The organism is Pseudoclavibacter sp. Marseille-Q434, assembly GCF_050315415.1.
GTDB lineage: Bacteria > Actinomycetota > Actinomycetes > Actinomycetales > Microbacteriaceae > Pseudoclavibacter.
In genome coordinates, this window is sequence record NZ_JBNPQH010000002.1 from 1,101,540 (window position 1) to 1,123,465 (window position 21,926).

A 21,926-nucleotide genomic window follows, 5' to 3' on the forward strand; every position below is an offset into this window, starting at 1 on the left:
GGGCGTCAGGAACGCAGGAAGCGGTGCTCGGTGCGAGAATCTTTCGATGACGTTCGCAGCCGCTCGCCTCGCTCTCGTTTCCGCGCTTGTCGCCGCGGCGCTCACACTCAGTGGCTGCACGGGGACGGGAACCTCTGGGGGCTCGTCCCCTGAGGCGGCGTCCCCGACGCCGACGATCGCGGAGCCCCCGAGCACCCCGATCGCCGAGCAGACGATCACGGACGAGCTCACGGGAACGTCCGTCACCACGCTCGCGATGGTGACAGATTTCGAGTCCGCGGCGAACGCGTCCGTCTCCGACGGGCTCCAGGCGGTGCTCGTGAAGGTCCGCTTCACTGCGGGCGACGAGTACGGCGGCGCGGAGAGGCCGACGCTGGTCTCCATCACCGACCGCGACGTCAACCTCGACTACGTCTCGCTCGGCCTGACGAACCCGGAGACGCTCGCGCCGGCGATGACCGCCGCCGGATACACGCCGATCAACAGCGTCCAGCCGGGTGAGACGGTGACCGGCTGGGTCGGAGCGTGGCTGCGCGATGACTACACGCAGTTCGACCTGGTCTACGACCGCGGCGAGAGCACGGTCTTCGGCGGCGACCAGAGCGGGGACAAGATCCCGCCGTTCCAGCAGATCGTGCCGCTCGAGCCGAGCGCATAGCGCCTGCGCGGCGCGTCAGCTCTTCGTCAGGTCCTGCGCGAGCATCACGATGATGCCGCTCGGGCCCCGCAGGTACGTGAGCTTGTACACATCCTGGTAGTTGGCGACGCCCCGCAGCGGGTGGCAGCCGTGCTTCGCGGCGATCGCGAGCGACTCGTCGATGTCGTCGACGGAGAACGCGACGCGGTGCATCCCGATCTCGTTCGGCAGCGTCGGCTCCGTCTCGATGGCATCCGGGTGGAGGTACTCGAACAGCTCGAGCTGCCCGTGCCCATCCGGCGTCTGCAGCACAGCGATCTTGGCGTGGTTGCCGTCGAGGCCGACCGCGGTGGAGGCCCAGTCTCCGCTGACCTCGTCGCGGCCCAGCACGGTGAGCCCGAGGTCGGTGAAGAAGGCGATGGTGGCTTCGATGTCGCGGACGGCGATGCCGACGTTCTCGAGTCTGATGGGCATGGTCCGCATGCTACCCAGCGCTGTCGAGCGGATGCGGAATCCCGGGTAGGGCGGTCGCCGCGGGCGGGGTTCAGACGCCGCTGGCTCTCACCCGACCGACGCGGCCGCTGATGGGCCAGGTCGTGAGCCGCTCCGTGGCCGGGTCGCCCCAGAGGGCCGTCAGGTCACGGCCGACGTCCTCCAGCAGGCCCGCCCGGCCCGCCTCCCGCGCGGCGCGGACGGCCGACCACGTCGAGAAGTACCCGAGCAGCCCGTCTAGGGTCAGCCGCTTCCGGATGCTCGGGGCCCGGAAGTCGAGCTCCTCGAACGGAAACGGCAGGTCGCGGTATTCGCGCTCGACCAGCCGCCGGGACGGTGGCCAGTACGCGTCGAGGTCGTCGGCGTAGAAGCGCTGTGCTCGTTCGTCGATGGCGGGGTCCTCGATGCTGAGGACGCCGTAGCAGAGGAGCGCGATCACACCGCCATCGGCGCTCACACGGGTGACCTCGTCATAGAACCTGGGCAGCTCGAACCAGTGCGCGGCCTGAGCGGCGCTGACCAGTCCGACGGAGCCGCTGCCGATGCCAGCAGGCAACGACTCCGCGGGTGCCTGCTGGTACTCCACGCCCGGATGCGGAGCCGCGTTCGCGATCTGCTCCGCGCTCGGGTCGACACCGATCACCCGGTCGAAAGCTCCCCCGAGCGTCGTCGTGAACTGGCCGTTCCCGCATCCGACATCGACGGCGAGGTCCGTGCGCGGGGCGAGCCGTGCGAGGTCGGCCGCGAGCGAGGCCGGGTAGCTGGGGCGGAAGCGGGCGTACGCCTGCCCGCCCTCGTCGAACCAGTTGCGTGCATCCGGGGTCATGCCGTGATGCTAGGCCGGACAGCTGGACGCGCCACGGTCACTCCGCGGCGGTCTCCGCGGCGAGTCGTTCGAACTCCACCAGGACGCGCGGGTGCTCGAGCACGCGGAAATGCCCACCCGTGTCCAGCTGCACGTTCTCGGCGCCCAGCAGGAAGCTGCCCCTCGGGATATGCGGGTCGAAGCAGCCGTAGACCGACACGATCCGGGAATTCACCTCCTCCTCGAGGGAGAGCGCCAGGATCGTGCGGTCGCGCGGCGAGAAGATCCGCAGGCTCGGGGTGAACAGGAGGCGCGCGTACGAGGATCCTCCGAAGGGTGTCGCCACGGCGAGCATCGAGCGGATGCGCGGCACCCCCGCGCCCTGCGTCATCGCGTACTTGCCGACGAGTCCGCCCTTGCTATGGGCGACGATGATGACGTCGTCGAGGTCGTCGCGCTCGAGCGCCTCGACGAGGTGCGCGGCCGCGTCCGGCACGGGCTTCCGGTTGAAGCCGAGCGGGTCGAGGACATGCACCGGGTGTCCCGTCGCGTGGATGGCGCGGATGGTCGGCAGCATGAAGCGCCACGGCTCGTACACCCCGGGGATCACGACGACGGGGGCACGGTGGCCGTCGAGGAATGCCGCTGGGTCCGTGCGATCGAGTGCGGCGCGTGCCTGCTGCGCGACGACGTAGGCGTAGTCGAGGGCCCACCACCAGAGGCGCGTGGCTGAACGGCGGATGGCGCGAATCATGCGGTCCCCGCGAGCTCGGAGACGCCGCAGGTGGGCAGCGCCACCCACCCCTCGATCTTCGCCGCCTCGAGCAGCTCGGTCGGCACCGGTAGCGTCTTGTCGAGCGCGTGGGCGCGAGCGATGAGGGAGGCCGCGACGGCGTCGAGCGCATCGTCGGAGCTGCCCAGGAGCGCCTGCTGCTCCTGAGTCGTCTCGAGCCAGGGAAGCGCCTCGAGCAGCATCTGCGCGGCCAGGACGCGCGCTTCCGGCTTGGTCTTGTAGCCGGGTGTCAGCAGGCCCCACGCGCGCAGGGCCGCCGCCGGGTACACCTCGGCGAGGCGACCGCCGCCGGAGCGGTCGACCTGCTCTCCTGCGGCCGCGAACCCGTCGAGCAGCTCGGCGCAGTGGATGGCCGTCATGCCGAGGCGGTCGGTGGAGACGCTGAGCGGCCAGCGGCCCGTCTGCTCCCGCAAGACCCGGTCGGTGTGCCGGTAGGCGAGGCGACGGCGCAGGTCGATGCCGGTGTGTGCGTGCGTGCCTGGCACTCGGGTGGCGTGGGCTGAGACGAACTCCACGAACTCGATCGGCCAGCCGAACGCGCAGTCGATGCCGATGCTCGCCGCGTCTTCGGCCAGCTCGATGATCTCGCTGTCCGAGATGCCGAGCTGCAACTGGGTGAGGCGTGCTGCGCCTGCATCTGCACCCGTACTGGCGCCCCACTCGATGCTGGCGAGCGCCGTGCGCGTGGGTTCTGCTGCCAGGTCGACGCCAACGGTTTTCACCCGCGCCACGCTACGCGAACGTGCTCTGGTCGGTGCTCAGCTCCCGCGGGGTTGACAGTCACGGTGACGACAGCGCGATTCCTGTCTCCGGGAAGCGTGATCGGGCTGTGTCGTCACCGTGGCTGGCAGCTCGGTGCGCGCACCGGGGGCTCTGCCGCGAGGGGCGGTCGGTTCGGCGGCACCTGGCTAGGCTGGCGGGGTCGAGGCGCGCTCCGCTGCGCGGGGTCGGGGAGGTGCGCGCTTGAGTGTGGAGTCGAGGACCGCGGGATCGGATGCGTCGGCCCGCCGTTCGCTGCTGATCGCGGTCTTCTCGCTGCTCGGAGCCACGCTCTTCTGGGCGAGCAATTACATCGTCGGCGCGGCCGTGCTCGAGACGATGGACCCGCTCAGTCTCGTGCTGTGGCGGTGGACGCTCGCAGCCGTGCCGCTGCTCGCGATCGCGCACTTCGTGGAGCGCCCGGATTGGCGCGAGGTGCTGCGGGCGTGGCCGTGGCTGCTGGCGCTCAGCTGCACTGGCCTGGCCGGGTACAACCTGACGCTCTACGCGGCGTTGCAGTACAGCGACGCCTTCAGCGCGTCGCTCATCAACGCGTTCAACCCTGCCGTGATCGCGGTGGCGGCGGCGATCTTTCTCAGGCAGCGCCTCACGCGGACCGGTGTCGCCGGCGTGGTGATCGCCCTGGTCGGGGTGTTCGTCGTGGTGAGCGGTGGCGACGTCGGTGCGTTCCTGGAGACGGGGTTCGGCGTCGGGCAGATGCTCATGTTCGGTGCTGTCGGCATCTGGACGGCCTACACGATCATCGGCCGCAGGTCACCGCCGCTGCCGCCGATCACGTCGACGTCGATCCAGGCGGTCATCACGGTGCTCCTGGTCGCGCCCGTCACCTTCGCGACGGGTGGTCCGCAGCTCCCGGTGTCCGCGGATGCGGCCACCTCGCTGGTGCTGATCGCCGTGTTCCCGTCGGTGCTGTCCTACCTGCTCTGGAACCGCGCGCTCGCGGTGATCCCGGCGGCTCGAGCGGGGGTGTTCCTGAACCTGATCACGGTGTTCACGGTCGCGTTCACCCTGCTGGCGGGCCAGCCGTTCACGGTCGGACAGCTGGTGGGAGGCGGCGTCGTGATCGTCGGCGTGGTGGTCGCGAACGCCGAGGCGTTCCGGCGGCCGGGGGAGCCGCATCCGCGGATCTCCTGATCAGCTGGCTTGCGAGCCCGCGCGTCTTCACTGCGGCGAGGTCGGGAGTAGCTCGGATGCGCTCAGTCGGCTCGTGTGCCCGCGGGCGCCATCGGGGCTCCGGCCGAATCTTCGTGCGTCGGCGTCCTCCGGCCGACCAGCCAGCTGGAGACGGCTGCCAGGGCGACCAGCACCAGCACGGCGATGAGCGCGGACCTGAGCCCGAAGTCCTCGCCGAGGAAGCCGAGTGCGGGCGGGCCGACGAGGAACGCGATGTACCCGAGGGTGGCGGCGAACGCGACGCGGGCATCCGGCCGGTCGCCTGATGCTCCGGCTGCCGACAGCGCGACGGGGAAGCCGAGTGCGGTGCCGAGGCCCCACAGGATCGCGGCGCCGGCCGCGACCGCCTGGTTGTCGACGAAGATGATGAGCGCCAGGCCCGCCGCCCCGATGAGCGCGCTCGCGCACAGCACTGCGGGCCGGCCGAAGCGGTCGACGAACGAGCCGCCCACGAAGCGACCGACGGTCATCGACAGGGCGAAGACCGCGAAGATCCCGGAGCCCCAGGCGGCGTCGAAGCCGTGGCCGTCGACCATGACGAGGGGCAGCCAGTCGTTGGCGCTGCCTTCGGCCATGGCGAGCGCGAGCACGATGACGCCGATGAGCAGCAGCGTCCTGTCTCGCCAGAGCGGGTGGCTCGCAGGCGCGCCTCGCTCGTCGGTGCTCACGGTGGTCGCAGCCTTCCCGGTGGCGGGCGGCAGGAGGCGGATGGACGCCACGAGCCCGACCGCGACGACCACCGCCGCGATGCTGAGGTGCAGCAAGACCGGGAACGACGTGGCCGTGGCCACGATGCCGCCCACCGCGCCGATGGTCGTGCCGAGGCTGAAGAAGCCGTGCATGGCCGGCAGCGTGGACTTGCCGAGCTGCCGTTCCACGTCGGCGCCCTCGATGTTGAGGGCCACCTCGGCGCCGCCCATGCCGAGGCCGAAGAGTGCGAGGCCGAGCGCCACGACGGCCCCGGACGCCAGTGCTGCGCCCGCCCCGATGGTGAGGGCGCTCGCGGCGACGAGCGACATGCCCACGGTGATGACGGGGCGGGCGCCGAACCTGCTGACGAGCCTGCCGGAGCTGAGGATGCCGACCATCGAACCGACCGACAGGCCGAAGAGGATCAGCCCCATCGTCGCGGTCGAGGCGCCGAGCGCATCCCGAACATCCGGGGTGCGGGTCACCCAGGAGGCGATGGTGATGCCGGGGAGGAAGAAGAGCACGAACAGCGCGATGCGGCGCCGCTGGGGGGAGGGGGACATGGGGTCCGTTTCAGGCTGGGGAGAGGCTCCAGCCTAGCGACGCCTCACGACGCGGTGGCTTCCCCCGGGTAGACGACGCCGATGGCGGCTCGAGCCTGGTCGAGCACCTCCATGATCTCGATGGATGCCTGCCAGGGCATCACCGGTGACTGCGTGGCACCATTTGCGAGGAGGCGCGCGAACTCCGCGGCCTCGAACTGGAAGCCGCCCGGTACGGTCGCATCCCACTCGGTGGTGAGGGTACCGCTGACACCGTCGGTCGATTCTTCGGACGCCTGCTCGGAACCGTCACCGCCGAACTCGCTCACGCGCAGCATCCCGGGGACGAAGAACTCGGCGGGCAGCTCGACGATGCCGCGCTCGAACACGAACTCCGCCCTCGAGGGGGCCCGCCCTTCGAAGCTGCAGCGGGCTGTGCCGACGGCGCTCGCGGTGCGCATGATGACGGATGCGGACCCGTCGACGGCGTACCCGGGCAGCAGGTTGCCGGCTGCGGCGACCTCGACGGGCGGGCCGAGGAGGTCGTGCACGGCGGCGATCGAGTAGACGCCGATGTCGAGCAGTGCACCGCCGCCCTGTTCGACGTCGACGATGCGCGGGACGGGAGCGTGCATGATCCCGGCGAAGTTCGCGTGCGCCGTGACGAGGCGGCCGAGCAGTCCGTTGGCGGCGATCTGCCTCGCCACCGTGAACTGGGGGAGGAACCGGGTCCACATGCCGTCGACGACCAGCACTCCATGCTCTTCTGCGGCGGCGAAGACGTCGCGGGTCTCGGCGGCGTTGAGGGCGAAGGGCTTCTCGAGGAGCACCGGCTTGCCGGCGCGGATGCACGCGAGCGCGAGGTCGCGGTGGTTCGAGTTGATGGTGGCGAGGTAGATGGCGTCGACGTCAGGGTCGGCGATGAGCTCGGCGTAGGAGCCGTGCGCGCGCTCGATGCCCAGCTCGTCGGCGAACACCTGGGCGCGTGCCAGTTCGCGCGCCCCGACCGCCGCGATCGTCGACAGGGTGTGCTCGGGCACCTCCCGCGCGAACCTGCGCGCGATGTGGCCGGCGCCGAGGATCCCCCAGCGCAGCGGGGGCGCATCCACCGGGTCGAGCAGCTCCACGCCCTCCACGAGGCGGGCGATGGCGGCGGGGAGCTGGGCGACGAGTGCAGGGGATGTGGGGGAGGTCATCGTTCGAGTCTGGCATCGGAACGTGGTCGGTCGAGGTGCGGATCCGTCGCGCGGGTGCTCGCGGGCTCGCGCTGTCCGCCTACTCCAGCCCCAGGTCGATGACGATCTTGCCGCGCGCGCGGCGCTCGTCGAGGCTCGCGACGGCCTCGGGGACCTGCTCAAGCGGTACGACCTCGCTGACAGAAGCGCGCAGCTCCCCGCGCTCGACCGCGGGCGAGAGCCGTGCCCACTGTTCGGGGAGCGAGACGAGGCACTCGGGCATGAGCCCCTCCCAGGCGGCTCCGACGACGGAGATGTTGTTCAGGAGGAGTCGGTTGGCCTTGACCGTCGGGATGCTGCCGCCGGTGAACCCGAGCACGACGAGGCGCCCGCGCTTCGCGAGGCACCGCAGGGAGTCGGTGAAGCGGTCACCGCCGACCGGGTCGAGGACGACGTCGACGCCGCGGTGGTCAGTGAGCTGGCGGACCTCGGTCAGGAAATCGGCCGCGAACACCGTGTGGTCGGCGCCGACCGAGCGTGCCAGCGCGGCCTTCTCCTCGGTCGAGACGACGGCGATCACGGTGGCGCCGATGAGCTTCGCCTGCTGGATGAGGGCGACGCCGAGACCGCCGGCGGCGCCTTGGATGAGGACGGTCTCGCCGGGCTGCACCTGCCCGCGGTCGCGGAGCGCGAAGTCGGCGCTGAGGAGGTTGATGGGCAGCGCGGCGGCGTCGACGAAGCCGATCGAGTCGGGTAAGGGCAGCACGCGGTCGCCCGGAGCGGCGACGTAGTCGGCGAAGGTTCCATGGCTCGCGACGCCGAAGACCCGGTCGCCTTCTGCGAACCCGGAGCCTTCGCCAGCCTCGGCGACGACGCCCGCGAACTCGCTGCCCAGCGCAAACGGGGTCGGGATGCGGTGCTGGTACTCGCTGCGCGACTGCAGCACATCCGGGAACGCGACGCCGGCCGCACGCACCTCGACGAGCACGTGGCCGGGCGGCCGGTGCGGGACGGGCAGGTCGCGGAGCTCGAGGCTGCGCGGTCCGCCGTCCGTCGAGTTCACGATCGCCCGCATCGAGCCGGCACGGCCGTGCACGGGCGCGGTCACGGTCTCGCGGGCGTGGTCGGGGTCGAGCGTCGGGTGATGCGTGGGCTGGTCTGGCTGCGCATCCGACATGACTGCCACTGTAGCCGCTGCGTTGCGAGCTCGCCCGCGAGCTGCCCCGAATGGTCGCTGGTCGTGCTCCTCCCGGCGCGAGATCCCCCAAATGGTTGTTTAGGAGGGCTCCAAGGCGACCATTTGAGGCGACTCACGGGGAGTGGGAGTGGGAGTGGGAGTGGGAGTGGGAGTGGGAGTGGCGCGGGGCGTAGGGCGAAGACGACTGCAGCCCCGCGCATCACCTCCGAGGTGGATGCACAGGGCCGCGGCCGTGGGGCAGGTGTGAGCTACTCGCTCGTCGCGCGTCCTCGGCGCTTCTTGATGAGGAACGCTGCTCCGGTGCCCGCGAGGACGACCCCGAGGAGCGCGAGGAAGCCGGCGAGGCTGCCGTCGACGCCCGTGGTGGCGAGGTCGCCGTCCTGTCCGCCAGCATCCGAACCACCGTTGCCGTCTCCAGAGCCGTCTCCGTTTCCGGGGCTCGACGTTGGCGCGGTCGTGCCGGTGCCGTCAGTCGAGGTCGGCTGCGGCGTCGGCTCGGTCGTGCCGGTCGGCTCCGGCCCCGGCTCCGCGATGCTCTCGACTGCGCTGTTCAGCGTGACGGGACCTGTGAGGCCGGCCGGGATGAGACCGGATCCGCCGTGCACGCTGTTGTACGCCTGGTACTTCACGTTCGCGGCGGGATCGCTGTTGTACAGCTCCTTGAGGCCTTCGCGGCGGTTGCTCTGCACGGGCTGCACGTCGATCTCGATGACATTGGAGCCGTTCACGAGCGCCGGCGCGATGTCGACCTCGTAGGGTGCGGCGTACAGCTGCGTCACGAACTCGTGCTCGGTGTTGGGGTTCACGCGCACCGTCGCGGCGTTGTGCACGGTGCCGAGGTTCAGCACCGCTCCGCCTTCGAGCAGGTCGGCCGCATCTGGAATCTCCACTGAAGTGCGGTAGGTGCCCGAGTCGGTGACGTACCGAAGCTCGTTGCCGAGGAAGCCGTCGGCGCTCCAGTCGCCGAGCACCTCGCCCGTGTACTCGGACGTGCCCGCCTCGCCTGGCGCGTTCGAGCCGATGTTGTCGGCCGTCACCTCGAGCGAGAACGCCCCGAGTTCGTAGGCGACGCCGCGTTCGGTGGTGTCGATCGACGAGGGGGTCCCGGCGGAGACGGCGGCGTTGGCGATGCCGGTGCCGGCTGGCTCGCAGAGCAGGGCGACCGCTCCGCTCGCGTCGAGCGTCGCTGAGACGACGTTGCCGTCGACCTGCGCGTCGAAGATCTCGCCCGTCTCCGGGTCGAGCCACCAGCACGCGTCGAGGCCATCGCCGACGGTGAGGTTCACACCCGTGGCCGCTTCCGCGGAGGTGTTGCGCACGTAGGCGAGCTCGCCTCCGGTCGGGAGCGTGCGCCGCCCGAAGCGGACGTCCGTGTTCTCCTCGTAGGAGATGGGTGCGTCGACCGAGGCCGCGAGGGCCGCGGGAACGGCGGCCGCATCGACGGCGCCGCCCATGGCCGCGGCGATCTCACCGACCTGTGCGTCCAGGGCTGCGTAGTCGCCGCCGGCGTAACCGGGCTGCGCGGCGGGAGCGGCGCCCACGAAGACGATCGGAGCGCCCGCGTCCTTGAGCTTCTGCAGCGCCTGCATCGTCTCGAGCGGCACGGTGCCGCTCTCGACGAGCATCGCGTCGAAGGATGCGTTGCCGCCGTTCGCGACGAGGTGCGAGCCGTCCCAGCTGAGACCGGTCTGGATCGTGTCGTCGTTGATCGCATCCCACGCCCAGCCGTTCGCCTGGGCCGTGGTGACGGATGCGAGCGGCGTGGAGCCGCCACCGAACCCGCCGCCGCTGGCGAGTGCCCCGAAGAGCGGCATGTAGATGGCGACGTCGCTGCTGTTGGTGCCTGACTGCATCAGGTAGTTCGCACGCGAGGCGTAGGAGTTCATCGACGCGTAGTAGTCGGCGATGCCCGCAGTGTCGGCCATCTCGACGCCGATCGTGGGCCAGGCGCGCCAGCCCTCCTCGGCGTAGAGGTTGTCGTCGGAGGTGAAGGCGGGGTCGTCGTTGCCGCTGTAGGTGGCGCTGAGGCCGTGGTAGAAGAAGTTGTTCACGCCGCTCGTGGCCATGAGGTCGTAGCCCTGCTTCATGAACTCGGGCGTGATCTGGAACGGCACCGAACCCAGCGTGAAGACCTCGGAGGTGACGAGGTTCTTGCCGTAGAGGTGCGCTCCGGATGCGACGCGCTTCAGCGAGTACTCGTCGAGCCCCTCGGTCTCCGGGATGTCGACGTACTGCGACGACTTGAGGGTGTCGATGGGTGGATTGTACGCCTGCTGGCGGTAGTCGATGCCGTACTCGCCGAGGGTCGTCGAGAAGGCCTCGAGGCCCTGCAGGAACGAGTCGTTGAGGAGCACGCCGTAGTCGTGCACGATTCGCTGCGACTCCTCCTCGCTGAGGTTCGAGGCGAGGAGCGGGACTCCGCTGCCGCCGCCGAAGCGGCTGACCTCGGGGGTCTGCATCCCGAGGGCCGCGTACTCGGGCTTGACCGTCGGGGTGCCGTCGATGAGGAACGAGTCCTGGTAGAGCGAGTAGAGGGAGGGGAGGTACGGGGTGATGTCGTAGCCGAGCAGCTCCTGCGACTCCGCCGCGGCCTGAATGAGGTCGTTGTAGTGGCGGTCGGTGTAGAACTCGTAGCTGTCGTTGAAGGCCGCGCGGATGTCGCGCGACTCGACGATGTCGTTCAGCGCCGCTTCGCCGAGCCAGCCGTCGACGAGCTTCGTGATGGCGACCGGGTTGAGGTGGTCGACGACGTAGTTGCGCTTGTCGGTCGTCGTGTTCTCGATGATCGAGTTGAAGCCGTAGGCGCCCGTCGCGGCGCTGTAGAGCGCGACGACCTCGTAGTCGCCGGCTTCGAGCTTCGAGGTGTCGACGCCGAAGGTCGTCTGCCCGTCGCTCGGGTAGGCGAGCTGGGCGGCGTCGAGATCGAGGACGGGCTGCTGCTCGTACGTCTTGACGGCGCTGAGATCGGAGGTGAGTGTCTGGTTCGCCGTGGTCAGGTCGGCGCCCTGGCCGGTGATCGGGGCGAGCATGACCGAGTTGAGGTGGACGTTCGCCGGGTCCCACTCGCCGAAGTCGAAGCCGAACTTCTCGGACGCGAAGAGCGGGCTGACCTCCGGGTTCGGGATGCCGAGTGAGACAGGTCCCGTCCCCGAGGGGACCGACACGTCGCCGGACACGAGGGTGAGGGTGCCCGCGGCGTCCACGCGAACGGTCGCGCGGCCGAGCGCCATCGTGTTCTGGCTATCCTCGAGGCCGATGGAGTCGTCGCTCGCCAGGTATCCGCTGCCGATGTTGAGGTCGACCGTGATGCCGAGCTCGTTGGCGCGGGCGACGACCGCGTCGAGCTTCGCGAAGTACTCGGGCGACTCGTAGCCGAGGATGGCCTCGGTGTCGTGACCCGGCGCCGCGTCGTAGATCGAACCGCCGTTGCCGCCGTTGCCTGCGATGCCCTCCTCGGTCAGGAACCCCTTCGAGAAGGCGACGATCTCGACCGCGCCGAAGCCGTTCTCATGCAGGTAGTCGACCTGGGCGAGCAGGTCCTCCTGGCTGGCCGCGTTCCCCGGCCACCACCAGCGGACGCCCGGCCGGAAGTCGACGCCCGGCTCGGCGAACTCGGTGGGGTCTATGGCGCTGGTCGTCGTGGAGTGCTCGTCTCCGACGGCGGGGCCCGCGACCGCGAGCGTGCAGGCCACGGAGAAGGCCGCTCCGAGCGCAAGCGCCCGTCGCCCTCTTCTTCGTTGATCGTTCATCTTTGGACCTCTCTGGCATCGTTGCCAATGACGGGGTGTGAACTGTCGCGCGGGCGCACACCGTGGGGGAGAGCTGCGGTGTGCGGCGCGAACCGCTTCGATTGAATCGATTCACGGGTGAACCTAACACGTGTTAGGGAACGCGGCAAGAGACAATGAGGACATGCCTCCAGGCCTCAGCGATAGCTCCATCCCGCGGTACTCGCGACGGGACGTCACCCCGCATCCGCGACGCGACGAGATCCTGGATGCGGCGACGCGTGTGTTCACAGTCAAGGGCTTCAACGCGGCATCGATCCGCGAGATCGCCGTCGAGGCTGGCATGTCCCACACCGGCGTGCTCCACCACTTCCCCGACAAGGCCGTGCTGCTCGAGACGCTCCTCGAGCGCCGCGGCCAGCGCGCCGCCGCGGAGGTCGGCCTCGACTTCTCCACCGGGCTCTCCTACCTCAGAGGACTGATCGCGCTCGCCACTCGCGACGTCGAGAAGCCGGAGGGGGTCCTCATGTTCAGCATCGTGTCCGCAGAGGCGCTGGCGCCCACGCATCCAGCACACGCCTCGATAGCGCGCTGGTACGAGTTCCTGCGCTCGACGGCACTCGACGCGCTCACGGATCTGCAGGAGAAAGGGCTCTACGCTCGCGCCGACGTTCCGCTGGAGCTCGCGGCAGTCCAGATCGCCGGCCTCAGGGCAGGGCTGACGCAGCAGTGGCTCCTGGCGCCCGAGGTGGATGCGGTAGGAGCATTCCGCGTGCAGTTGCAGTCGTACGTGACCGAGGCGCTCTAGGTGCGGGTTGAGTCCCGTCGATAACAACTCTGCATCCCCCGCTTGACGTTTTCTGCGAGCGTCGCGTAGTGTCACATCCAGTCGCTTGAAACGATTCACAAAGTAGGTGAACGACAAGCGGATCACCACGCTCGCCACCGAGCATCCCCTCGATACCCCGCAATACTCAACGAAGAGAACGGAGCCACCGTGACGAGTTCGCAAGTCGTACTCGAGCTGCGCGATGTGCAGAAGTCATTCGGATCCGTCGTCGCACTCCGATCCGGCACGATCGCCGTCGAGTCCGGTTCCATCCACGCACTTGTGGGTGAGAACGGCGCCGGCAAGTCCACGCTCGTCAAGATCGTCGCTGGCCTCTACCAGCGCGACGCCGGCACCTTCCAGCTCGGCGGCGAAGACGTCAACTTCACATCCACGGCCCAGTCGAAGGCCGCGGGCGTCGCGGTCATCTACCAGGAGCCGACGCTCTTCCCCGACCTCTCGGTCACCGAGAACATCTTCATGGGCCGCCAGCCCACGAACCGCTTCGGCCGCATCAACCGCGCAGCGATGCGCGATGAGGCGCAGGCGCTGTTCGCTAGACTCGGCGTCAACATCGACCCCGACCGCCCGGCCGAGGGCCTCTCGATCGCCGACCAGCAGGTCATCGAGATCGCCAAGGCCGTCTCGCTCAACGCGCGAGTCCTCATCATGGATGAGCCGACCGCCGCCCTCTCCGGCGTCGAGGTCGACCGCCTCTTCGCCATCGCGCGCAGCCTGCGCGATGAAGGCCGAGGCCTCATGTTCATCTCCCACCGCTTCGACGAGGTCTTCGCGCTCTGCGACAAGGTCACCGTCATGCGCGACGGCAGCTACATCGCCACGAACCTCATCAGCGAGACGACGGTGGATGCGCTCGTGCAGCAGATGGTCGGCCGCGAGGTCACCGAGCTGTTCCCGAAGCAGGACGCCGTCATCGGCGAACCCGTCCTCGTCGTCGAGGACCTCGAGAGCCCCGGCATCTTCCACGACATCAACTTCACGGTCCGCTCCGGCGAGATCGTCGGCCTCGCCGGCCTCGTCGGCGCCGGCCGCAGCGAAGTCGCCCGCGCCGTCTTCGGCGTCGACAAGTACAAGTCGGGGCGTGTCACCGTCGACGGCAAGACCGTCAAGCCGGGCTCACCCGTCGCCGCCATGCAGGCTGGCCTCGCGCTCATCCCCGAAGACCGCCGCAAGCAGGGCCTCGTCGTCGACTCCGGAGTCGGCGAGAACATCACGAGCGTCATCCTGAACCAGCTCACCAAGCTCGGCGTCATCAGCGGCCGCAAGCAGAACGACGACGCCCGCGAATGGGCAACGAAGCTCGAGGTGAAGGCGCAGGCGCTCGACACGATCGCCGGCACCCTCTCCGGCGGCAACCAGCAGAAGGTCGTCATCGCCAAGTGGCTCGCGACGAACCCCAAACTGCTCATCATCGATGAGCCGACGCGAGGCATCGACGTCGGCACCAAGTCAGAAGTGCACCGCCTGCTCTCGCAGCTCGCGGGCACCGGGATGGGAATCCTCATGATCTCCTCGGAGCTCCCAGAAGTCCTCGGCATGGCCGACCGCGTGCTCGTCATGCACGAAGGCCGCATCGCCCAGGAAATCGATCGCAGCCAGGCCACCAGCGAGAGCGTCATGCGCGCCGCGACCGGCGCAGTGACGGTGGTGCTCTGATGACCACGACCACCACCCAGGGGCCGCACCCCACCGCCGGCGCACCCATGCCGCCCAAGAAGGCCCTCCGCTTCGGCAACTTCGGCAAGGCGCGCGAGCTCGGCATCCTCCTCGCCCTCGCGATCGTCCTCATCGTCGCGACCGTCGCCAACCCGAACTTCCTGTTCAGCCCCGACGGCTGGCGCGACCTCTTCCTGACGCCGTCCATCCTGCTGCTCGTCGCAGTCGGCCAGGCCATCGTGCTCATCACCCGAAACGTCGACCTGTCCGTCGGCTCCGTGATCGGCCTCACCGCCTTCCTCACGGGTCGCCTCTTCATCGACTTCCCGGGCATCCCGATCCCCGTCGTCGTCGTCGCGGCCGTGCTGTTCGGCGCGATCCTCGGCTTCGTCAACGGCGCGCTCGTCGCCTACGTGCGAGTCCCCGCCATGGTGATCACGCTCGGCACGCTCTACGCCTACCGCGGCATCAACGTCATGTGGGCTGGATCGAGCCGCATCAATGCAAGCGACATGCCCCGCGACTTCCTCGGGCTCGGCACCGGTCAGATCCTCACGATCCCGATCCTCACGATCGTCGCCGTCATCGTGCTCGCCATCGCAGCCTGGGTCATGAAGAACACCCGCCCAGGCCGCGAGTTCTACGCCATCGGCTCCGACCCCGACGCCGCGAAGCTCTACGGCCTCCCCGACGTGCGCCGCGTGCTCACCGCGTTCGTGCTCTCCGGCGCGCTCGCCGGCCTCGCCGGAGTGTTCTACGTGGCCCGCTACGGCACCGTCAGCTCCCAAGCCGGAGCCGGTTGGGAACTGGATGCCGTGGGCGCTGCCGTCATCGGCGGCGTCGCCATCACCGGTGGCGTCGGAACGCTCTGGGGTGCAGCCATCGGCGCGATGCTCCTCATGACCATCAACCGCGTGCTCCCGCTCGTCGGCATCCCGGACTTCTGGCAGCGCGCCGTCGTAGGTGTGCTCATCCTCGCCGCGATCGTGCTCGACCGCGTCCTCGCCATCCGCCAATCCCGCAAGCTCGTCGAAGCGAGGGAGGAATCATGACCGCTCTCACGACCCCAACGTCGTCCGCTGCCACGCAGCGCACCATCGAGAACTACTCGCAGCCAGCCTGGCGGCGGATGCTGTTCACCCGAGAGATGGCGATCGTCGCCCTGCTCGTCGTGGTGTGCGTCGTCTCCATGGCCGCGGTGAAGGGCTTCTCGCAGCCCATCACCATCACCTACCTGCTCATGGACGTCGCCGCGGTGCTCATCATCGCCCTCCCGATGACGCTCATCATGATCACCGGCGAGATCGACCTGTCGGTCGGCTCCATGGTCGGACTCTCCAGCGTCACCACCGGCGCCCTCTACCAGGCGGGCCTCCCGTTCGAGGTCGCAGCCCTCGCCGCGATCATCGTCGGCGTCATCGGCGGAGCGTTCAACGGCTTCCTCGTCACCAAGGTCGGCCTGCCATCGCTCGCCGTCACCATCGGTACGCTCGCCCTCTTCCGCGGCATCGCGGTCGGCGTCCTCGGCACCGCGGCGGTCACGTCGTTCCCCGAGTTCTGGACCGACATCGCGAAGGCCAAGATCGTGGGCACGCCCCTGCCCGCCATCATGATCCCGTTCCTCATCCTCCTCGCGATCTTCATCATCGTGCTGCACTACACGCCCTTCGGACGCGGGGTCTACGCGATCGGCCTCTCCAAGGAAGCCGCCCACTTCTCGGGCGTCCCCGTCGGCCGCACGAAGTTCATCCTGTTCGTGCTCTCCGGCGCCCTCGCGGCCCTCGCCGGCATCTACTTCACGCTGCGCTACGGCTCAGCGCGAGGCGACAACGCGACCGGCCTGGAGCTGCAGGTCATCGCGGCGGTCGTGCTCGGCGGCGTCTCCGTCTTCGGCGGACGCGGCAAGCTCTTCGGAGTCGTCGCAGCCGTCCTCCTCATCGGCGTCCTCGCGAGCGCCCTGCGCCTCGCCAACGTCACCTCCGACGTCATCAACATCATCACCGGAGTGCTCCTCATCGCCTCCGTCGTCGGAGCAAGCCTCCTGCCCAGGATCCGCCGCAAGCGGCCCAGGGTAGAGAAACCGCTGGTCGGCACGACCAGCGGGACAGCTCCGAAGGCCTGAGCGGCCCCACGAACTGAAGCTCACATCCACCCACACACGCAACACCCCAACCGTCGCCCGGAACACCGAGCGGCTCAGTACCCGAAGGGAAACCCCATGAAGCTCGCAACGAAGCGGCTGAGCGCAGCTGGCGCACTCGCACTGAGTGCAGCACTCGTGCTCACTGGATGCACCACCGGCGGCGACGACACCGCAGCAGGCGGCGGAGACACCAGCAACCTCACCGTCACCTTCCTCCCCAAGAACCTCGGAAACCCGTACTTCGAGGCGTCCAGCGTCGGCGGCCAGGCCGCTGCCACCGAGTTCGGCGGCACCTTCGCCGAGGTCGGCCCGTCGGAGGCAACCCCCGACGCGCAGGTCAGCTACATCAACACCCTCACGCAGCAGGGCGTCGGCGGCATCGTCATCGCCGCCAACGACCCCGAAGCCATCTGCGACGCCCTCAACGAGGCCCGCGACGCCGGCACGAAGGTCGTCACCTTCGACTCCGACACCAACCCGGAGTGCCGCGACCTCTTCATCAACCAGGCCGACGCCGACGGCATCGCCAAGGCCCAGATCGACCTCATCGCCGAGCAGATCGGCGGATCCGGCGAGATCGCCATCCTCTCCGCAACGGCCAACGCCACGAACCAGAACGCCTGGATCGAGAAGATGGAAGAGTACGTCGGCACCGAGTACCCCGACATCACCATCGTCGAGACCGTCTACGGCGACGACGACGACCAGACCTCGTTCGACAAGACCGCAGCTCTCCTCCAGACGCACCCCAACCTCAAGGGCATCGTCTCGCCCACGACGGTCGGCATCGCGGCTGCAGCACGCTACATCCAGACGTCCGACTTCAAGGGCAAGGTCGCGGTGACCGGTCTCGGCACGCCGAACCAGATGCGCGAGTTCGTCGAGGACGGCACCGTCACCTCGTTCGCCCTCTGGAACCCGGAAGACCTCGGCTACCTGTCGGCCTTCGCAGCCCAGGCACTCATCGCAGGCGACATCACCGGCGCTGAAGGCGACACCTTCACCGCAGGCGAGCTCGGCGAGTACACGGTCGGCGCCGACGGCACCGTCCTCCTCGGAGAGCCCTTCGTCTTCGACAAGGACAACATCGGCGACTTCAGCTTCTAAGAGCTGAGCAGCTGAAGGCGGGCGCCAGTCGCCACGCCGAACCGAACTGCAGACGCCGCGCCGGGGCCACCTCCCGGCGCGGCGTTTGCGCGTCCCGCTCACTGCGCGCCCGTCGTTCCTCGCGCATCCCCCCCCCCCCGAGCGCATCCAGCGGGAGATGCATGCTCGTCGCGCAACGAAGCTGCACCTCCCGGATGTTTGCGGAGGTGGGTGGTGGCGGACGGGTCGGCAGATGCGGAACGGCACTCACTCAGGCCAGCCGCCAAACCAGATAGGAAGAACCTCATGCCAAGAATCGGATTCCAGCTCAAGGTCGCACCGCAGCACATCGACGAGTACGTCCGCCGTCACGCCGAGGTGTGGCCCGAGATGCTCGCCGAGATCGCCGCCGCAGGGCGACGCAACTACTCGCTGTTCCTCGCCCAGGACGGCACGCTGTTCGGCAGCTATGACGTCGACGACGAGGCCGCGGCCAACGCCTACCTTGCGGCCTCCCCGGTCGCTGCCCGCTGGGAGGCTGACATGTCCCAGTTCTTCGACGGACTCGAGGGCCGCGCCGATCAGGCGGCGTCACCTCTCGTCGAGGTCTTCAACCTCGAAGACCAGCTCGGCGCCTAGCGTCCACTCCTCGCGGGGTCTCGGCGCGTCCCCGCCGCTGATAGGTCACCTTTGCCCCGTCCCGGCGCCCGATACGGGGTGAAAGTGCCCCACTCGGCGAGGGGTGCGTCGGATGCGGCGCGCAGAGGGCAGGCGGCGCGCAGGTTGGGGCCGCGCGGCGGGGGAGCGCAGGTCGAGCCGAGCTCAGACCTCGAAGAGGCTGTGCACGGGGCCGCAGATACGCTGACCGTCGAGCTCGAGCAGCTCCATCAGCACGGCGGTGCCGGCGAGCGTGTAGCCCAGCTCTTCGAGCAGCTGCTGCCCGGCGCGGAGCGTCCCACCGGTCGCGAGGATGTCGTCGACGAGGAGCACACGTGTGCCGGCGGGGAGGTCCTTCGACGCCTCGAGTCGGTCCGTCCCGTACTCGAGGTCGTAGGTGACTGAGACTGCGGGGCGCGGCAGCTTGCCCGCTTTCCGGATGGGGACGAGGCCGACGCCCGTCGCGTTGGCGATGGCGCCTGCGAGCAGGAACCCTCGCGCCTCGACGCCTGCGACGACGTCGAATGTTCCGGCGAAGGGCTCGATCACGGCGTCGACGGCGGTGCGCAGGGCAGGCCCGTCGGCGAAGAGCGGGGCGATGTCGCGGAACTGGATGCCCGCTTCCGGGAAGTCGGGGATCGTCGCGATGAGCGACTCGGCGCGCGCGAGCTCAGGGTTCACGCGTCCAGGATACGTGTGGGGAGCGAGCGGGCACGGGTCGCGCAGGCCCCCGACCCCCGGCGATGATCTCTCAGTCCACGTCGATGAAGGCGCGCAGGATGGGCCGGTGATCGTCGGCGCGCGATGCCCACGCGAGCTCACTGAAGGCGTCGGTGTCCGTCAGACCGAGCACCGCGATGCCTGGCGGCGGGGAGAGGACGGTGCTCGCGGGAGCCACGGTCACCCCGATGCCAGCCGCGACGAGGTGCAGCAGCGTCGTCCAGGTGCTCCCTGTCTGCACGATGGTCGGCATCCGCCCGCCTGCCAGCACTGGCGCGAGGTTGCGTTCCGTCGCCAGCGCCCCGGCTTCGGCGGGGAAGAACACGAAGGGGTCGCCGGCCAGCTCACTCGCGCGGATGCTGCCCCGCGTCGCGAGTGGGTGCGCGAGGGGCACGGCTGCCACGAACCCTTCCGCGCGGAACGGCGTCAGCCGCACACCGTCGACGGGGTCCGGGTCGCGGACGATCGCGAGGTCCAGCTCGCCGAGCGCGACCTTCACGAGGAGGTGCGCCGTCCATCCTTCGAAGAGCTCGATGTGCACTCGAGGGAATCGTGCTCCGAACCGCTGGACCCGTTCGACGGGGCCGAGCGGGAGTGCTGAGCTGACGAACCCGACGTCGAGTCTGCCCTGCTCTCCGCGGCCGATGCGGGTGACCTCATCCACGATGCGTTCGGACTGCGCGACCAGCGAGATGGCCCGCTCGCGGAGCACGACGCCCGCCGCGGTGAGGCTCACGCTGCGGGAGGAGCGGGCGAACAGCTCGACGCCGAGCTCCGTCTCGAGTCGCTTGATCTGCTGGGACAGCGCGGGCTGCGCCACGTGCAGCGCGGCCGCGGCTCTGCCGAAGTGCAGTTCGTCAGCGAGCGCGAGGAACGACCGAAGCGCTCGAATCTCCAGATCCATGCATCCAGCTTATGGATGCGTGCGCATCCGTATTGGACTCGCGGCCTTCGCTTCGCGAAACTCAGCTCATGACGACGACGACCATCACCATCGCCCCGCTGCAGGATGACGCGGACGCGGCGGCATTCCGCACCCTCAACGAGGAGTGGATCACCACGTTCTTCGCGCTCGAGGACGCCGACCGTGCCGTGCTCGGTGACCCTCAGCGCGCGATCGTCGACCAGGGCGGGACGGTGCTGATCGCACGCGACGGTGAGGCGCGCGTGGGCTGCGTCGCGTTACTGCGGGTCGGCGAGGGCGTCGCTGAGCTGGTCAAGATGGCGGTCGCCCCGGAAGCCCGCGGGGCGGGGATCGGGCGGATGCTCATCACGGCCGCGATCGAGACTGCGCGCGAGCAGGGCCTCACGAAGCTCATGCTCGAGAGCAACCAGTCGCTGGCTCCGGCCGTTCGCCTCTACGAGTCGGTCGGATTCCGACACGTGCCAGCATCGGCGCACGCACCGACCCCCTACTCGCGTGCCGACGTCTTCATGGATCTCGACCTGGTCTGAGGGCACAGGCGCCTCTGCGCGTCTGCTGCCTGCCTGCCTGCCTGCCGCCTGCCTGCCTGTCTGCTGCCTGCCTGCTGCCTCCGCCCCGGTTGCAAGACCTGGGGCTTGAGCATCCGCACCATCGGATGCGCGTGCGCAACCCCGAGGTCTGCGCGCGGGTTGCCGTTAGGCCTGGGGGTTGTGCATGCCGGGCGGCGCGGGGAGGTGCGCGAACCCCGGGCCTCCGGGAGGTTGAGCGGCGCGGGGGCGCTAGACGCGAGGCGTTGTGGACGCGCGGGGCACGAGCTCCGGAGTGAAGCGGATGTGCTCAGGGCTGGCTTTCGGGTCGCGGGCTGATGCGACGAGGAGGTCCATGGCCTTGGACCCGATGAGGTGCGCCGGCTGGTGGATGGAGCTGAGGGACGTCGATGCGAAGGCGGCGAAGTCGATGTCGTCGTAGCCGATGAGGGCGATGTTCTCCGGCACCCTCGCATGGCTGGTGCCCTGCAGGCTCTGGAGGAGGCCGAGCGCGAGCATGTCGTTGGCGGCGAAGACGGCGTCCGGCAGCTCTGCGGCGCCTCGCTCGGCGAGGACGAGCCCCGCGCGCCGGCCCTCTGACATGGAGAGCGCATCCGTCGCGAGCACCTCGAGCGTCGCGCCGGTGACCTCGTTCACCGCGTCGCGGGCTCCTTCGAAGCGGTCGGTGACCTGCTGGATCTCCATCGGGCCGCCGACGAACGCGATGCGTCGGTGCTCGGTCTCGAGGAGGTGCTCGACGGCGATGCGGCCGCCCGTTCGGTCGTCGACGGCGACGGATGGGTAGCGTTCGTCGTCGCTCTCGCGGTCGACGAGCACGACCGGCGTCCCGCGCTTGTGCAGGAGCTCGAGCTGGGGCATGTTCGCCGCCATGGGCGTGACGAGCACCCCGAAGACGCGCTGCTCCTCGAAGAGCCCGAGGTGGGTGCGCTCCCGCTCCTCCTGTTCGTCGCTGTTGGCGACGAGCACTGAGAAGCCAAGCTCGGCGGCGCGCTCTTCCGCGCCGCGTGCGACCTCGGTGAAGAAGGGGTTGCGGAGGTCGAGCACGATGAGGCCGACGGTGCGGCTCTCGCCGGCGCGCAGCTGCCTGGCGGCGTCGTTGCGGACGAAGCCGAGCTCCTCGATGGCCGACTGGACGCGCTCGACGGTTGCCTCGGACACCTTCTCGGGGTGGTTCAGGACGTTCGAGACCGTGCCAACGGAGACGCCGGCGAGAGTCGCGACGTCGCGCACGCTGACTGCCATGGGCCTCCTTTGGTGTACTGAGCAGGATAGGCCACGGGTGAGCGCTCCCGGACCTCGTCCTCGGCGCGGCGTCGTGCGTTCGGCGG

General features: G+C 69.3%; 20 protein-coding genes. 9 read left to right on the forward strand and 11 right to left on the reverse strand.

The window, feature by feature from the left end; translation table 11 throughout:
• The first annotated feature begins 46 nt into the window (after nucleotides 1-46).
• A complete protein-coding gene (locus ACQFZP_RS12160) occupies nucleotides 47-658 on the forward strand; it encodes a hypothetical protein (protein WP_211891467.1) in 612 nt (203 codons plus the stop codon).
• Between the two features lie 15 nt (nucleotides 659-673).
• Here the strand turns inward: ACQFZP_RS12160 and ACQFZP_RS12165 are convergent, their stop codons facing one another.
• From ACQFZP_RS12165 to ACQFZP_RS12180, 4 genes are all read right to left on the reverse strand, one after another.
• Complete coding sequence (locus tag ACQFZP_RS12165; RefSeq protein WP_211891468.1) at nucleotides 674-1,111, reverse strand: VOC family protein; 438 nt, start codon at nucleotides 1,109-1,111, stop codon at nucleotides 674-676.
• Nucleotides 1,112-1,181: 70 nt separating this feature from the next.
• On the reverse strand, nucleotides 1,182-1,955 hold the full coding sequence (locus tag ACQFZP_RS12170; protein ID WP_211891469.1) for a class I SAM-dependent methyltransferase: 774 nt from the start codon (nucleotides 1,953-1,955) through the stop codon (nucleotides 1,182-1,184).
• Between the two features lie 37 nt (nucleotides 1,956-1,992).
• Entirely contained in the window at nucleotides 1,993-2,688 is a 696-nt protein-coding gene (locus ACQFZP_RS12175; protein WP_249312302.1) for an esterase/lipase family protein, read from the reverse strand.
• Nucleotides 2,685-3,449: a DUF429 domain-containing protein gene (locus ACQFZP_RS12180; protein WP_211891470.1), complete on the reverse strand. Its 765-nt coding sequence runs from the start codon at nucleotides 3,447-3,449 to the stop codon at nucleotides 2,685-2,687. The genes ACQFZP_RS12175 and ACQFZP_RS12180 overlap by 4 nt, the downstream gene beginning before the upstream one ends.
• A gap of 247 nt (nucleotides 3,450-3,696) precedes the next feature.
• Between ACQFZP_RS12180 and ACQFZP_RS12185 the strand changes: the two genes are divergently transcribed.
• Nucleotides 3,697-4,641 carry a DMT family transporter gene (locus tag ACQFZP_RS12185; RefSeq protein ID WP_307852832.1) on the forward strand — a complete coding sequence of 315 codons (945 nt, stop codon included), beginning with the start codon at nucleotides 3,697-3,699 and terminating at the stop codon, nucleotides 4,639-4,641.
• A 62-nt stretch (nucleotides 4,642-4,703) separates the two neighbouring features.
• On the opposite strand, the gene ACQFZP_RS12190 is transcribed toward ACQFZP_RS12185, so the two are convergent.
• The 4 genes from ACQFZP_RS12190 to ACQFZP_RS12205 form a co-directional block, all read right to left on the reverse strand.
• Nucleotides 4,704-5,933, reverse strand: coding sequence for an MFS transporter (locus tag ACQFZP_RS12190; protein ID WP_211891471.1), 1,230 nt, complete (start codon nucleotides 5,931-5,933; stop codon nucleotides 4,704-4,706).
• Between the two features lie 44 nt (nucleotides 5,934-5,977).
• A complete protein-coding gene (locus ACQFZP_RS12195) occupies nucleotides 5,978-7,108 on the reverse strand; it encodes a Gfo/Idh/MocA family protein (protein ID WP_211891472.1) in 1,131 nt (376 codons plus the stop codon).
• Between the two features lie 79 nt (nucleotides 7,109-7,187).
• Nucleotides 7,188-8,264 (reverse strand): NADPH:quinone oxidoreductase family protein, encoded by a 1,077-nt coding sequence (locus tag ACQFZP_RS12200; protein WP_249312305.1) that lies wholly within the window; start codon nucleotides 8,262-8,264, stop codon nucleotides 7,188-7,190.
• A gap of 269 nt (nucleotides 8,265-8,533) precedes the next feature.
• Nucleotides 8,534-12,034, reverse strand: coding sequence for a glycosyl hydrolase (locus ACQFZP_RS12205; protein ID WP_211891473.1), 3,501 nt, complete (start codon nucleotides 12,032-12,034; stop codon nucleotides 8,534-8,536).
• Between the two features lie 163 nt (nucleotides 12,035-12,197).
• Between ACQFZP_RS12205 and ACQFZP_RS12210 the strand changes: the two genes are divergently transcribed.
• The 6 genes from ACQFZP_RS12210 to ACQFZP_RS12235 all read left to right on the forward strand — a co-directional run bounded on the left by ACQFZP_RS12210 (nucleotide 12,198) and on the right by ACQFZP_RS12235 (nucleotide 18,387).
• Nucleotides 12,198-12,821 carry a TetR/AcrR family transcriptional regulator gene (locus ACQFZP_RS12210; RefSeq protein WP_211891474.1) on the forward strand — a complete coding sequence of 208 codons (624 nt, stop codon included), beginning with the start codon at nucleotides 12,198-12,200 and terminating at the stop codon, nucleotides 12,819-12,821.
• A 189-nt stretch (nucleotides 12,822-13,010) separates the two neighbouring features.
• The gene (locus ACQFZP_RS12215) at nucleotides 13,011-14,519 is read left to right on the forward strand and encodes a sugar ABC transporter ATP-binding protein (protein WP_211891475.1); all 1,509 of its coding nucleotides are present in this window, start codon (nucleotides 13,011-13,013) and stop codon (nucleotides 14,517-14,519) included.
• On the forward strand, nucleotides 14,519-15,571 hold the full coding sequence (locus tag ACQFZP_RS12220) for an ABC transporter permease (RefSeq protein WP_374100762.1): 1,053 nt from the start codon (nucleotides 14,519-14,521) through the stop codon (nucleotides 15,569-15,571). The genes ACQFZP_RS12215 and ACQFZP_RS12220 overlap by 1 nt, the downstream gene beginning before the upstream one ends.
• Nucleotides 15,568-16,641: an ABC transporter permease gene (locus ACQFZP_RS12225; RefSeq protein ID WP_179555770.1), complete on the forward strand. Its 1,074-nt coding sequence runs from the start codon at nucleotides 15,568-15,570 to the stop codon at nucleotides 16,639-16,641. The genes ACQFZP_RS12220 and ACQFZP_RS12225 overlap by 4 nt, the downstream gene beginning before the upstream one ends.
• A gap of 96 nt (nucleotides 16,642-16,737) precedes the next feature.
• On the forward strand, nucleotides 16,738-17,769 hold the full coding sequence (gene rhaS, locus ACQFZP_RS12230) for a rhamnose ABC transporter substrate-binding protein (RefSeq protein ID WP_211891476.1): 1,032 nt from the start codon (nucleotides 16,738-16,740) through the stop codon (nucleotides 17,767-17,769).
• Nucleotides 17,770-18,054: 285 nt separating this feature from the next.
• Nucleotides 18,055-18,387 carry an L-rhamnose mutarotase gene (locus ACQFZP_RS12235; protein WP_211891477.1) on the forward strand — a complete coding sequence of 111 codons (333 nt, stop codon included), beginning with the start codon at nucleotides 18,055-18,057 and terminating at the stop codon, nucleotides 18,385-18,387.
• 183 nt (nucleotides 18,388-18,570) lie between these two features.
• Here the strand turns inward: ACQFZP_RS12235 and ACQFZP_RS12240 are convergent, their stop codons facing one another.
• A complete protein-coding gene (locus ACQFZP_RS12240; protein WP_211891478.1) occupies nucleotides 18,571-19,086 on the reverse strand; it encodes an adenine phosphoribosyltransferase in 516 nt (171 codons plus the stop codon).
• Between the two features lie 70 nt (nucleotides 19,087-19,156).
• Nucleotides 19,157-20,029 (reverse strand): LysR substrate-binding domain-containing protein, encoded by an 873-nt coding sequence (locus ACQFZP_RS12245; protein WP_211891479.1) that lies wholly within the window; start codon nucleotides 20,027-20,029, stop codon nucleotides 19,157-19,159.
• A 68-nt stretch (nucleotides 20,030-20,097) separates the two neighbouring features.
• Here ACQFZP_RS12245 and ACQFZP_RS12250 point away from each other — a divergent pair, with 68 nt between their 5' ends.
• Nucleotides 20,098-20,580, forward strand: coding sequence for a GNAT family N-acetyltransferase (locus ACQFZP_RS12250; RefSeq protein WP_249312306.1), 483 nt, complete (start codon nucleotides 20,098-20,100; stop codon nucleotides 20,578-20,580).
• A gap of 249 nt (nucleotides 20,581-20,829) precedes the next feature.
• Here the strand turns inward: ACQFZP_RS12250 and ACQFZP_RS12255 are convergent, their stop codons facing one another.
• A complete protein-coding gene (locus tag ACQFZP_RS12255) occupies nucleotides 20,830-21,840 on the reverse strand; it encodes a LacI family DNA-binding transcriptional regulator (RefSeq protein ID WP_211891481.1) in 1,011 nt (336 codons plus the stop codon).
• Nucleotides 21,841-21,926: the final 86 nt, after the last annotated feature.